General features: G+C 73.3%; 11 protein-coding genes and 1 riboswitch. Of the genes, 1 reads left to right on the top strand and 10 read right to left on the bottom strand.

The features are described 5' to 3' along the window. Positions 1 to 21: 21 nt before the first annotated feature. Genes sigJ through AC4H2S_RS18370 form a run of 5 tightly spaced genes read right to left on the bottom strand, consistent with a single transcriptional unit; the run spans position 22 to position 4,862 of the window. The gene (gene sigJ / locus AC4H2S_RS18390; protein ID WP_491498443.1) at positions 22 to 828 is read right to left on the bottom strand and encodes an RNA polymerase sigma factor SigJ; all 807 of its coding nucleotides are present in this window, start codon (positions 826 to 828) and stop codon (positions 22 to 24) included. 53 nt (positions 829 to 881) lie between these two features. Next, on the bottom strand, positions 882 to 1,475 hold the full coding sequence (locus AC4H2S_RS18385; RefSeq protein ID WP_491498423.1) for a carboxymuconolactone decarboxylase family protein: 594 nt from the start codon (positions 1,473 to 1,475) through the stop codon (positions 882 to 884). 60 nt (positions 1,476 to 1,535) lie between these two features. After that, entirely contained in the window at positions 1,536 to 2,123 is a 588-nt protein-coding gene (locus AC4H2S_RS18380; RefSeq protein ID WP_491498422.1) for a hypothetical protein, read from the bottom strand. After that, the gene (locus tag AC4H2S_RS18375) at positions 2,120 to 2,791 is read right to left on the bottom strand and encodes a class I SAM-dependent methyltransferase (protein WP_491498421.1); all 672 of its coding nucleotides are present in this window, start codon (positions 2,789 to 2,791) and stop codon (positions 2,120 to 2,122) included. The genes AC4H2S_RS18380 and AC4H2S_RS18375 overlap by 4 nt, the downstream gene beginning before the upstream one ends. A gap of 1 nt (position 2,792) precedes the next feature. Beyond that, positions 2,793 to 4,862, bottom strand: coding sequence for an acyl-CoA dehydrogenase family protein (locus AC4H2S_RS18370; RefSeq protein WP_491498420.1), 2,070 nt, complete (start codon positions 4,860 to 4,862; stop codon positions 2,793 to 2,795). A 35-nt stretch (positions 4,863 to 4,897) separates the two neighbouring features. On the opposite strand from AC4H2S_RS18370, the gene AC4H2S_RS18365 reads away from it, so the two are divergent. Further along, entirely contained in the window at positions 4,898 to 5,773 is an 876-nt protein-coding gene (locus AC4H2S_RS18365; RefSeq protein ID WP_491498419.1) for a sulfotransferase domain-containing protein, read from the top strand. Between the two features lie 48 nt (positions 5,774 to 5,821). Here the strand turns inward: AC4H2S_RS18365 and AC4H2S_RS18360 are convergent, their stop codons facing one another. From AC4H2S_RS18360 to AC4H2S_RS18340, 5 genes are all read right to left on the bottom strand, one after another. Beyond that, complete coding sequence (locus tag AC4H2S_RS18360; protein WP_491498418.1) at positions 5,822 to 7,225, bottom strand: C40 family peptidase; 1,404 nt, start codon at positions 7,223 to 7,225, stop codon at positions 5,822 to 5,824. Between the two features lie 200 nt (positions 7,226 to 7,425). Next, positions 7,426 to 8,472 carry a phosphatase PAP2 family protein gene (locus tag AC4H2S_RS18355; protein ID WP_491498417.1) on the bottom strand — a complete coding sequence of 349 codons (1,047 nt, stop codon included), beginning with the start codon at positions 8,470 to 8,472 and terminating at the stop codon, positions 7,426 to 7,428. Between the two features lie 21 nt (positions 8,473 to 8,493). Beyond that, a complete protein-coding gene (locus tag AC4H2S_RS18350; protein WP_491498416.1) occupies positions 8,494 to 9,495 on the bottom strand; it encodes an ABC transporter ATP-binding protein in 1,002 nt (333 codons plus the stop codon). A 2-nt stretch (positions 9,496 to 9,497) separates the two neighbouring features. Beyond that, positions 9,498 to 11,132, bottom strand: coding sequence for an ABC transporter permease (locus AC4H2S_RS18345; RefSeq protein WP_491498415.1), 1,635 nt, complete (start codon positions 11,130 to 11,132; stop codon positions 9,498 to 9,500). Continuing rightward, entirely contained in the window at positions 11,129 to 12,211 is a 1,083-nt protein-coding gene (locus AC4H2S_RS18340) for a thiamine ABC transporter substrate-binding protein (protein WP_491498414.1), read from the bottom strand. The genes AC4H2S_RS18345 and AC4H2S_RS18340 overlap by 4 nt, the downstream gene beginning before the upstream one ends. Then, a riboswitch (TPP riboswitch) is annotated at positions 12,201 to 12,310 on the bottom strand. It overlaps the preceding gene by 11 nt. Positions 12,311 to 12,313: the final 3 nt, after the last annotated feature.

Raw genomic sequence — 12,313 nt, 5'->3', positions numbered from 1 at the left:
TTCGCCCACCGCGAACGCGGCTCACCGCCGCAGCGGCACCTCCTCGACGACCCGGCCGAGCTTGTCGGGGTTGCGGACGAGGAACAGCTGCGTCACCACGCCGTCCTCCACCAGCATCGTGCCGACGCCGTCGCGGTGGCCCGCCACCACGAACTGGATCGCCGGCGAGCCGTTGAGCCACACCGGCTCGAGCTCGAGCGCCTCCGGGGCGACGGCGGTCAGGAAGCGGAAGACCTTGTCGCGCCCGTGGATCGGGTTGAGCGCGGCCTTCACCCGGCCGCCGCCGTCGGTCATCAGCACCACGTCGGGGGCCAGGACGTCCATCAGCCCCTGCAGGTCGCCGGTCTCGGTGGCGGTGCGGAACCGCTCGATCACCGCGTCGCGTTCGGCGGCGCTGACCGAGGCCCGGGGACGCCGCTCAGCGACGTGGGCCCGCGCGCGGGCGGCGATCTGGCGCACGGCCGGCTCCGACTTGTCGACGGCCTCGGCGATCTCGGCGTACGGCACGGCGAAGACCTCGCGCAGCACGAAGACGGCCCGCTCCGTCGGCGGGAGGGTCTCCAGCACGAGCAGCATGGCGGTCGACACGCTGTCGGCGAGCTCGATGTCCTGGGCGACGTCGGGCGCGGTGAGCAGCGGCTCGGGCAGCCAGGTGCCGACGTAGTCCTCGCGGCGCCGGGCGAGGGTGCGCAGCCGGTTGAGCGCGAGCCGGGTGGTCATCCGCACGAGGTAGGCCCGCGGGTCGCGCACCTCGGCGACGGGCACGTCGGACCACCGCAGCCACGCCTCCTGGAGCACGTCCTCGGCGTCGGCGGCCGAGCCGAGCATCTCGTAGGCGACGGTGAAGAGCAGGCTGCGGTGGGCGACGTAGGGATCGGCGTTCACCCGGCGATCGTCCCAGCCTCACCGGACCTCACGGCGAGCGGCAGCTCGCAGACGTCGCTGTAGCCCTGGGAGGCCAGGCCCATCGCGGCGTTGAAGCGCGAGCGCTGGTTCTCCACCGCGACCATCATCGTCAGCTCGACGACCGCGGCGTGGCCGAGGCGCTCGTCCAGGCTCGCGACCATCTCGTCGGTGACCTCCGGGGGCGTGGCGGTCATCGCCTCGGCGTACGCCATCACGTCGCGCTCGAGGTCGGTGAAGACATCCGACTCGCGCCAGCGCGGCACCTCGCGCACCTTGGCCTCGTCGAGTCCATTGGTGTGGGCCAGGAAGTAGCCGAAGTCGAGGCACCACGTGCAGCCGATCACGCCGGCGCTCGCCATCTCGGCGTAGGTCTTGAGGTGGGGGTCGAGTGCCTTCCATCCCGCGACCTTGCGCTCGAACCCGAAGACCGCCTTGGCGACCGGCCTGTTGTGCCACAGGACGTAGGCGTTGTCGGGGACCGCGCCCCACATGCGCCTGGCGACGCGGGTCAGGAGGGCTCCGTAGGCACCGTCGAGCGTCGCCTTCGGGATCCGGAACTGGCTGGGCATGTCATCTCCTCTGCATCGACTCATCGACGACCTGTCGATGGCATGGAGACACCGCCCGGCTCAGGTCTGTGACAGGTCCCGGGACAAGAACGCGTCGACGGCCCTGGCCACCTCGAGATGGATCTCGGCGGTGCGCACCGCGTCGGGCGTGGCCATGGCGTGGTCGGCGTCGGGCACCTCGAGGACCTCGCACCCCGCGTCGGCGAGCTCGCGGGCGACGGAGGCGTCCCAGAAATCGTCCTCGAGCCCGCCGACGAGCAGCTGGCGCCCGGGGTTGGCCGCGATGCCCTCGGCGACGACAGGGTCGACGAGCAGCGGGGTGAGCCAGATGCCGTCGAGGCCGCGCTCGGCGGCGTACGACGCCGCACGGGTGCCGAGCGACTTGCCGACCACCAGCACGCGGTCGGCGTCCTCCTCGTCGAGCGCGGCGACCACCTGCCGGCGCACCCACGCCTCGGCGTCCTCGTCGCCTCGGATGGTCGAGTCCCACCAGAGCTCGCGCACCGTGAGGTCGTGCTGCAGCAGCGCGCGGGTGGCGAAGGCGAGCAGCGGCGCGCTGGGCGGGTAGGCCCGGCCGGGAGCGACGACGGCGAGGCCGCGGCTCGCGCCGGCCGGCTCGTGGCGCGTGGGCAGTCCGTCGATGGTCATCGCGCGTCGTCCTTCCTGGCGCGGAAGTGGCCGACCCCGCCGTGGAGCGTGAGGTCGACGTCGCGGCAGCCGTACTGCCGCAGCCAGGCGACCGCCTCGGCCGACGTGCACATCGGGCCGAGGACGCCGGTGAGGCGGCCGACCCGGCGCAGCGGCTCGTGGCGCGGCCCGGTGTCGGTGAACAGCGAGCTGCCGGTGAGCACGGCACCGGGGGCGAGCACCCGCACCATCTCGGCGAGTGCGCGACCCGGGTCGGGGAAGCAGTGCAGCCCGGTGAAGGAGACGACCAGGTCGAAGGAGGCGTCGGCGAACGGCAGGGCGCCGACGTCGGCCCGCGTCGTGCTGACCTGGTCGGCCACCCCGAGGCGGGCCGCGGTGGCACGGGTGCGGTCGAGCATCGTCGGGGAGATGTCGGCCGCGACGTAGTCGACGCCCTGGCCCGGGCGCAGGCCGCGCAGCGCGACGCCCGACCCGGCCGGCACGTCCAGCACCCGCGCGCCGCGGGGCAGGGTGCCGATCTCGGCGGCGGCGGCGTGGAGCCGGGACAGGTCGCTGCCGACGGCGGCGCGCCAGAGCACCCGGCCGACGCGGTCGTGCTCCACGAGCCAGGGGTAGAGGTAGGACCACAGCGGGTCGTCGCTCCAGCCGCCGAGCCCGGGGAGCCGCACGTCAGGCGTCCGAGCCGGTGGGCGGGCCGAGCAGGTCGGGGCTGCGCAGCACCTCCGGCGGCACGCCGAAGGCGTCGACGAGGTCGACGGCGAGCGGCCGCACCTTGCGGCAGAGCGCGTTGATCTCGCGGCTGATCGCCTTGGAGCGGGCGCTGGAGAGCCGCCCGTGCTCCATGAACCAGGCCCGGTCGGCCTCGATGGCGCTGAGCGCGTGCAGGTCGCACAGCAGGTTGAGCGCGACCTTGAGGTCGCCGTCGGGCAGGTCGGCGGTCTTCTGCACGAACGCCTCGAGCACCAGCCGCTCGGTGTGGGCGCGGGCCGCGGCCATGACGTGGTCCTGGACGCGGGAGAAGACGGCGCCGGGGTCCATCCCGCGGTCGATCCCGCGCTTGAGGCGCCGCGCGACGCCGCCGATCATGTGCTCCTCGCGGAAGCGCAGCATGGCGAGCTGGTAGTTGGGGTCGAGCAGCCCGGCCTCCTGGTCCCACGTGTCGCCGCCGGGCAGGAGGTCGCGCACCGACTGCACCAGCTTGTGCACGGCCGTGCGCTCGACCACCGTCTCGACGGCGAGGCCGGCGACGAAGCGGGCCATGCCGAGCTGGTCCATGTCCTCGAACTCGCCGGAGTAGTCGGTGAGCAGGCCCTTGGCGACGAGCTGGAGCAGCACGTGGTTGTCGCCCTCGAAGGTGGTGAACACGTCGGTGTCGGCCTTGAGGGCGGCGAACCGGTTCTCGCTGAGGTAGCCGGCGCCGCCGCACGCCTCGCGGCACTCCTGGATGGTGCGGGTGGCGTGCCAGGTGCCGAGTGCCTTGGTGCCGGCCGCGCGCGACTCGAGCACCCGGCGGGCGTGCTCGTCGCCGCCCTCGCCCGAGAACACGTCGTGCAGCTGGGCGGCGACGACCTCCTGTGCGACGTGCAGTGCGTAGGTGCGCGCGAGCAGCGGCAGCAGGCGGCGCTGGTGCATGCCGTAGTCGAGGAGCACCTGCTCCTCGCCGGGCGAGGTGGCCTCGAACTGGCGGCGCCGAGCGCCGTAGCGCACGGCGATGGTGAGGGCCACCTTGGCGGCGTTGATGCCGGCGCCGCCGACGCACACGCGACCCTGCACCAGGGTGCCGAGCATCGTGAAGAAGCGCTTGTTGGGGTTGTCGATGGGCGAGAGGTAGCGCCCCTCGGGGGTGACCTCGGCGAACTGGTTGAGCAGCGCCGTGCGGGGCACCCGGACGCCGTCGAACCAGATGCGGCCGTTGTCGACGCCGTTGAGGCCCATCTTGGGACCGCAGTCCTCGATGCGGACGCCGTCGAGCACCCGACCGTCCTCGTCGCGGAGCGGGACGAGGAGGGCGTGCACGCCGTGGCGCTCGCCGCCGACCTCGAGCTGGGCGAACACGACGGCGAGCCGGGCGTGTGCGGCGGCGTTGCCGATGTAGTCCTTGCGGCTCGCGTCGTCGGGCGTGGTGACCACGAACTCCTGCGCCTCGGCGTCGTACGTCGCGACGGTGCCGAGCGCCTGCACGTTGGAGCCGTGCCCGGTCTCGGTCATCGCGAAGCAGCCCATGGTGCGGCCGGTGACGATGTCGGCGAGGTGGGCGTCGTGGTGGTGCTGGGTGCCGAGCTGGAGGATCGCGCCGCCGAACAGGCCGAACTGCACACCGACCTTCACGAGCACCGACAGGTCGCCGAGCGCGAGGGTCTCGAAGGCCGCCACGGACGCGCCGATGTCGCCGCCACCGCCGTACTCCTCCGGGAAGCCCATGCCGGTCTGGCCCGTGCGGGCCATCGTCAGCACGACCTCCTTGACGCGCTCGCGGAAGTCGGCCGTGGTCATCTGCTCCTGGTCGAGCAGGATCTGGGCGTGCTCGACGAGGTTGGCGCGCACCAGGTCGCGGGCCTCGCGGTGCGGGCCGTCGAGGAGCGTGCGGAGGTCGTGGACGTCGACCTCGGGCTGGCGGTAGCCCGCGTCGTCGGCGTGGACCGCGTCGTCCTCGATGTGCGCGGGCCCGGCCTCGGGCGCGGTCTCGGGCTCCACGGTGGGCAGCTCGTCGGCGAGGGGCGGAACCTGGTCGGTGGCCATTCACCAACGGTAGCCATGCAGGTAGGTTCACCGCGATGAACGTGTCGGATGCCACCCCACCGGGCGAGCCGCTCGGGTCGATGGCCTACAACTTCGCCGTCGTTGGCGTGCAGAAGGGTGGGACGTCGACGCTCGCGGTGACCCTCAACCAGCACCGCCTGGTGTGCCAGCCGCCCGAGAAGGAGCGCCACTACTTCGACGACGAGACCGTCGACTGGTCGGCGCCCGACTACGAGCGCGACTACACCGCGCCGCGTCGCGCCCGGGTGCACCGGCTGCTCGGGGACGCCTCCCCCACCTACCTCTACTGGCCGCACGCCCTCGAGCGGATGCGGGCCTACAAGCCCGACATGCCGCTGATCGCGGTCTTCCGCGACCCGCTGGAGCGACTGTTCTCCCACTGGGTGATGCTGCGCTCGCGCAACCTCGCGTGGCCCGACTGGCCCGACTTCCTCACCGAGTGGCCGCACACGTCGCTGCCCGACGCCGTGCCCGACGACGTACGCACGATGCGGTGGCGGCACATGACCGGCATCGCGCGGGGCTTCTACGGCGAGCAGCTGCAGCGCGGCTTCGAGCTCTTCGATCGGCGCCAGTGGCTGCTGCTGGAGCTGCGCTCGATGCTCGGCGACTTCGAGGCCACGGTCCACCGCACGACCGACTTCCTCGACCTGCCCCGCTTCGAGCGCGTACCGCCCCTGCAGAACTGGCACGCCGGCGCCGAGCAGGTGCCCGGCACCGCGCCGACCGCCGACGACCTGTCGCGGGTGGCGGAGGTCTACGCCCGTGACCTCGCGCTCTTCGAGGAGCTCTCCGACATCGACACCTCGGCCTGGCCGACCCGGCTCATCCTGGACGGCGAGCTCGACCCGGGCGAGCTGGCGGCGCGGTTCGCGCGCAAGGTGCGCTGAGGCCAGCTGGTCGTCGACCCCGGTCGTCGGCCGGTCCCGTTCGTCGAGTCAGGGGCGGGCGAAGAAGTTCGGTGCCCGCCAGGAGTACATCGACTCCCGGGTCACCGGGCGGCCGGTGCGCGGCGCGTGGATGATCTGCCCGTCGCCGGCGTAGATCGCGACGTGGTAGATCGAGCTGGGGTTGCTCGACGATCCCCAGAACACGAGGTCGCCCGGCGCGACCTGGCTGGCGCTGATCGTGGTCGACTGGGCGTACTGCGCGACCGAGTAGTGCGGCAACGCCGTGCCGCCCGCGGCCCACGCCCCCTGGGTCAGGCCCGAGCAGTCCCACGCGTCCGGCCCGGCGGCGCCCCACGTGTACGGCTCGCCGATCTGCGAGGTGGCGAACGCGATCGCCGCCGCGGCGCCGGTCGTCGCCGGCGGCGGGGGCGGGGTGGGCGTTGGGGTCTCGGTCGGGGTGGGCGTTGGGGTGGGGGTCTCGGTGGGGGTCTCGGTCGGGGTCTCGGTCGGGGTCTCGGTCGGGGTCTCGGTCGGGGTGGGGGTGGGCGTCTCGGTCGGGGTCGGGGTCGACTGCTCGGCCTCCTCCTGCTCCGCCTGCGCCTGCGCCTCCGCCTCGGCCTGCGCCTGCGCCTGTGCTTCGGCCTCGGCCTGGGCAGCGGCGGCCGCCGCCTCGGCAGCTGCCTGCTCGAGCGCGGACTGGCGCCTCTCGGCGAGGCGCACGCTGATCCCCTCGAGCTCGGCGAGCTCGGCGATCAGGCCGGCCTTGGTGTCCGCGACGGACTGCGCCTGTGCGGTGGCGTCCGCCTCGGCGGCGGCAGCAGCGTCGCGCGCCTGCTCGGCCTCCGCCTCGGCGTCGTCGGCCCGCTCGGAGGCCGCGGCGGCGGTGGACGCCGTCACGTCGGCGACGGCCGACGACGCGACGAAGGCGTCGTACTGGTGGTCCAGCGCGTCCGAGGTGGTGCCCATGGTCACCGTGCGGGCGAGCAGCGACTCGACGCCGTCTGCCTCGACGATCGCCGACAGGCCCTGCAGCTGGGTGCCGTCCTCGTAGGACTGCACGACGGTGGCGGCGTAGAGGTCGCGCTGCGCCTCGACGTCCTCGCGGGCATCGTCGGCGGCGGCCTGCGCCTCCTCGGCGTCGGCCCGTGCCTGCTCGGCACGCCAGCGGGCGCCGTTCCACGCCTCGGCGGCGCGAGCGGCCTGCTCGGTCGTCGCGTCGAGCGAGAGGTTGGCGCGGATCAGGTCGGCCTGGACGGCCGCGACGTCGCGCTCCTTGGCGCTGGCCCGGTCCTGGGCAGCGGCCACGTCGGCCTCGCTCGGCACCGGGTCGCCGTCCGCGTGCGCCGCGTGCCCGCCGCCCACGGCGAGGCCGGCGACCAGCACGACCGCACCGGCCCAGCGCGCGGCCGTACGGTGCGTCGGCTCGTGGTGCTGCGGTGCGGTGACGGGCACGGGGCTCCCTGGGGTCTCGGGCCCGTGCGACTTCCCCTTCGCACGGGCAACTCCCGCCACGTTAGAGAACTTTCGTCACACTGGGAACACTTTCCCCAACTTTCTCACATTCGCCCGGCGTGTCGCCTTGCAAACTACACTGTTGTAGTTCTAAGGGTCGCCCGGTCCCGCCCCGGACGGACAGCCGACGCGTACGCCGATCACTCGGCGTCGACGGGCACCTGGCTGGTCGTGGAGGTGGGATGGCTCGTCAGGCCGTGCCGATCGAACTTCTGCCCGCTCGCGAGTCCGCCGAGCCAGAAGGAGAAGAGGGCGATCACGACGCCGGCGAGGTCGTCGGCGATGTAGTGCCAGCCGAAGTAGAGGGTGGCGACGACGGTGATCGCGAAGTTGGCCCAGAACACGACGTGGAGGACCTTGTTGCGCAGGGTGTACTGCACCATCAGGGCCACGAGCAGGGTGATCGCGACGTGGAGCGACGCGAAGCCGGCGACCGACTGCACGGCGCCCTCCGCGCCGTCGCGGATGACGCCCTTGCGCCCGTAGAACAGTGACTCCATCAACGCGCTCGAGCCGGTCTCCGGCAGGTCGGCGTAGAGGTAGCTGTACTGGAAGCCGGGGCCGAGGGTCGGCAGCGCGTAGTAGGACGCGGTGCCGAGCGACCACGCCAGGCACTGCGAGGTGGCGAACCAGTAGCCGAAGGTGATGTTGCGCGACCAGACCAGCCAGGCTGCCAGCGCGAGCGGCACGAGCGGCAGGAACCACAGGTAGATCGTGGACAGGATGTGCGCGGAGAAGCCCGTGCCGAGCAGGGTGTGCAGGATCGTCGCCGGCTCGTGGCCGAACACCAGCGCGCGGTCGACGAGGTGCAGCTCGCGGTCGTACTTGTCCTCGCCCATGATGAAGGGCAGGAACGACTTGAGGTTCCGGTAGCAGACGTAGGTGATGTAGAACGACACGAGCCCGAGCACCACGAGGGTGATCCGCTCGCGGTCCCAGTGGGTGCGGATCCGCTCGCGCACGACGTCGGGCATCAGTGCCGGATTCATCCGCGACTGCCACAGCGTCCGCGGGAGCAGGTCGAGCAGGAACGCGCCGAGGATCAGCAGCGGCAGCCGGAGCCACGAGGGGCCGAGGAAGCCCTCGGGGTCGACCAGCGGCCGGTCGAGCACGATCGCGGCGGTGACGGCCAGGACGCCCATCGTGGCGGCGACTCCCACGAGGAGGGCATAGGCCGGTCTGTACACGCCCGTCAGTGTAGGGACGGATCAGGGGTCGGGTGTGATCGGCAGCACAGCGAGACGGGTCGGGTCGACGCGCAGCGACACCGGGTCACCGGGCGCCACCCGGCTGCCGAGCGGCGCGACCGCGTCGGTCGTGCCGACGCCGTCGACGGACACCACGAGGCGGACCAGCTCGGGGGTCACCCGGGCCGACTCGACCACGGCGGGCAGCGAGCCGGCCGGGTCGACGACGAGGGCCGAGCGCCGCAGCGCCACGGCGGCGGCCGCGGGCAGCCCCGCGGCGCCCAGGACCCGGCCGGCCGGCCCGTCGCGGAGCACGCGCGCGTAGCCGAGGAAGAGGGCGGTCTCCTCGTCCACGGGCTCACGCCAGACCTCGTCGATCGCGCCGTGCTGGACGACCCTCCCGTCGCGCATGACGGCGAGCCGGTCCGCGAGCGCGAACGCCTCCTCGTGGTCGTGGGTGACCAGCAGGGCGGTGGTGCCCGCGGCGCCGAGGATCTCGCGCAGGTCGCCGGCCAGCCGCTCACGCAGCGTGGTGTCGAGCGCCGACAGCGGCTCGTCGAGGAGGATCAGTCGTGGCTCGACCGCCAGCGCGCGGGCGAGCGCCACCCGCTGCCGCTCGCCGCCGGACAGCGTGGCGGGCAGCCGGTCGTCGTAGCCGGCGAGGCCCACGAGGTCGAGCAGCTCCCGCACGCGGGCGGCGACGCGGGCCGACGGCGTACGCCGCAGGCGCAGCGCGTAGGCCACGTTGCGGGCGACGGTGAGGTGGGCGAAGAGCTGGCCGTCCTGGAACATCAGGGCGAAGCCGCGCTTGTGGGTGGGCACCCCGGCGAGGTCGGCGCCGCCCCACGAGATCGACCCGGAGGCGAGCGGCTCCAGGCCGGCGACGGCGCGCAGCAGGGTGGACTTGCCGCACCCCGACGGCCCGAGCACGGCGAGCACGTGGCCGGTCGCCAGGTCGAGCGAGACGTGGTCGACGGCGACGGTGTCGCCGTAGCGGACGGTGGCGTCCTCGATCTGGAGCATCGTCAGAACGCTCCCACACCCGGCACGCGCAGCCGCTCGACGGCCAGCATCACTGCGGCGGTGGCCGCGGCGAGGACGACGGACGCGGCCAGCGCCATGCCGTAGTTCATCTCGCCGGGGTGCCCGATCAGCCGGAAGATCACGACAGGCAGGGTCGGGCTGGTGTCGCGGGCGAGGAACGACGTCGCTCCGAACTCGCCCAGCGAGGCGGCGAAGGCGAACCCGCTCGCCGCGAGCATCGGCTTCCAGACCACGGGGAGGTCGACGGTGAGCAGGGTCCGCCACGCGGACGCACCGAGCGACGCGGCGGCCTGCCGCTGCCGGTCGTCGATCCCGCCGAGCACCGGGGTGAGGGTGCGCACGACGAGCGGCAGCGCCACGAGCGCCTGCGCCATCGGCACGAGCAGCGGCGAGTCGCGCAGGTCGAGCGGCGGTGAGTCGAGGGTGATCAGGAAGCCGAAGCCGAGCGTCACGGCGCTGACCCCCAGCGGCAGCATGAAGAAGGCGTCGAGGGTGGAGCGCACGCGCCGCTCGGCGACGGAGTGGGAGCGCCGGGTGACGATGACCGAGACCGCGACCCCCACCAGCAGCGCCATCCAGGTCGCGTCGACGGCGGTGCGCAGGCTGGTGGCGAGCGCCGCCGTGACGGGCACGAGCAGCGCCTGGTTGTCCCCCGCGGTGGTGAGCGCGCGGTAGTTGTCGAGCCCCCAGCCGTCGCCGACGTCGAGCGAGCCGGCGACCAGAGTGAGGATCGGCAGCAGCATCGCCACGAGCACCAGCAGCGTCGCGACGACGACGGGCGCGTCGGAGCGGCGTACGGCCCGCGCGGGCGTCACGGCCCGCTGCGCGGTCGGGTCGGGCGTCGCGCGCAGCCGCGCGGCGAGCGCCAGCAGGCCGATGACGACCACGATCTGCAGCACCGACAGGGCGGCCGCCGCCCGGAGGTCGAAGATCGTGGTGGTGAGCAGGTAGATCTCGGTCTCGACGGTCGCGTGCCGGACCCCGCCGAGGGTGAGCACGATGCCGAACGCCGTCGCGCAGAAGAGGAAGACGATGCTCGCCGCGCCGACGATCGCCGGCCGCAGCGCCGGGAGGGTGACCGTGCGCAGCACCTGCCACGGCGAGGCGCCGAGCGCGGCCGCCGCCTGGCCCGGGCGGGGGTCGAGCGACTCCCAGGCGACGCCGACGGTGCGCACCACGACCGCGATGTTGAAGAAGACCAGGCCGCACACGATGGCGACGGGCGTGCCGTCGAGGCCCAGGAAGCCGAGCGGGCCGCCCTCGCCCAGCAGCTGGCGGAAGGCGACGCCGACCACGACGGTCGGCAGCACGAAGGGCACCAGCAGCGCCGCGCGCACCGCGGTCCGTCCGGGCAGCGCGAGCCGGTGCAGGGCGTACGCCGCCGGCAGGCCGAGCACGACCGCGAGCAGCGTGGAGACGGCCGACGTCCACACGGTGAACCAGGCGACCCGGTGCACCCGCGGGCGGGCGAGGACGTCGAGCACCGCCCCCGGCGCGAAGCGCCCGTCGACCACGAACCCCTCGGCCAGCATCCCGCCCACCGGCAGGACGAAGAGGACGCCGAGCACCAGCACCGGCCCCGCGGCCAGCGCGAGGAGCGCGGCGATGCGCCTCATCGCGAGACGACGTCGGTCCACTCGGTCAGCCACTGCTCGCGGTTGGCGACGATCTCGTCCGGGTCCACCTCGTAGGGGTCGCTCGGCTGCGGGGCGAACTCGGCCCACTCCTCCGGCACGCTCGCGCCGGGCATCACCGGGAAGACGTACATCGACTCGGGCAGCGCCGACTGGACCTCGTCGCTCAGCATCCACTCGACCAGCGCCGCGGCGCCGTCGGGGTTGTCGGCGCCGGCCAGCACGCCCACGTACTCCACCTGCCGGAAGCAGGTGTCGAGCAGGGCCGCGGTCGTCGACCTCCCGTCGCTGACGGTGAAGGCCGGGGAGGAGTCGTAGGAGACGACGATCGGCCGGGTGCCGTTGTCCGAGCCGGCGGTGAAGTCGCCGTAGTAGGCGTCCTCCCACCCGTCGACGACCTTGGCACCGTTGTCGAGGAGGTCGGTCCAGTAGTCGGGCCAGTCGTCGCCGAAGGCGGCCACGGTGGCGAGGAAGAAGGCCATGCCGGGGCTGCTGGTGGAGGCGCCCGGGGTGACCAGCAGGTCGCGGTAGTCCTCCTCGACGAGGTCCTCGAGGGTGCGCGGGGGCTCGAGGCCCGCCTTGTCGAACCAGGCGGTGTCGATATTGACGCAGACGTTGGCCGAGTCGACCGGGACCAGCCGGTCGCCGCCCTCGGGCAGGGCGTACTCCGCGGGCGGCGTGGCCGTCGTGGTGACCTCGGCGAAGGCGCCCTCGCCGAGCGGGCGGGACGCGAAGGTGTTGTCGATGCCGAAGGCGGCGTCGGCGATGGGGTTGTCGGCGGTGAGGCTGAGCTTGGTGGCCAGGGTGCCGGCGTCGCCCGCGCCGCGGACCTCGAGCTCGTAGCCGGTCTCGGCCTCGAACGCCCTGACCAGCTTCTTGGGCAGGTGGAAGGACTCGTGCGTGGCCAGGACGACGGTGCCGCCGCCGTCCGAGCCCGCTGCCGACGAGGACGACTCGGTGGCGGTGGGCCCGTCGTCGTCCGCCCCGCCGGAGAGGCTGCACCCGGCGAGCGCCAGGACGGTGGCCGCCGTGAGGGCAGGGCGGAGGATTGCGTGCTTCATCTGGACTCCCTATCGCCGGTGCTAACCGGATCAGGTTCAGAGGGTCTGCGGCTGGTCCGCACTCTCAGCACGCCTGCACGTGCTCCCCTGTCTTCGTGCCGC

The sequence above is a fragment of the Nocardioides sp. Z13_37 genome (assembly GCF_058355585.1).
This window is presented reverse-complemented; position numbering and strand designations above follow the sequence as displayed.

Excerpts from the sequence above, each read along its gene's own strand:
- AC4H2S_RS18365 (WP_491498419.1), top strand. The coding sequence starts at position 4,898 with ATGAACGTGTCGGATGCCACCCCACCGGGCGAGCCGCTCGGGTCGATG.
- AC4H2S_RS18350 (WP_491498416.1), bottom strand. The coding sequence starts at position 9,495 with ATGCTCCAGATCGAGGACGCCACCGTCCGCTACGGCGACACCGTCGCC.
- AC4H2S_RS18370 (WP_491498420.1), bottom strand. The coding sequence starts at position 4,862 with ATGGCCACCGACCAGGTTCCGCCCCTCGCCGACGAGCTGCCCACCGTG.
- sigJ (WP_491498443.1), bottom strand. The coding sequence starts at position 828 with ATGCTCGGCTCGGCCGCCGACGCCGAGGACGTGCTCCAGGAGGCGTGG.
- AC4H2S_RS18345 (WP_491498415.1), bottom strand. The coding sequence starts at position 11,132 with ATGAGGCGCATCGCCGCGCTCCTCGCGCTGGCCGCGGGGCCGGTGCTG.
- AC4H2S_RS18380 (WP_491498422.1), bottom strand. The coding sequence starts at position 2,123 with ATGACCATCGACGGACTGCCCACGCGCCACGAGCCGGCCGGCGCGAGC.
- AC4H2S_RS18340 (WP_491498414.1), bottom strand. The coding sequence starts at position 12,211 with ATGAAGCACGCAATCCTCCGCCCTGCCCTCACGGCGGCCACCGTCCTG.
- AC4H2S_RS18385 (WP_491498423.1), bottom strand. The coding sequence starts at position 1,475 with ATGCCCAGCCAGTTCCGGATCCCGAAGGCGACGCTCGACGGTGCCTAC.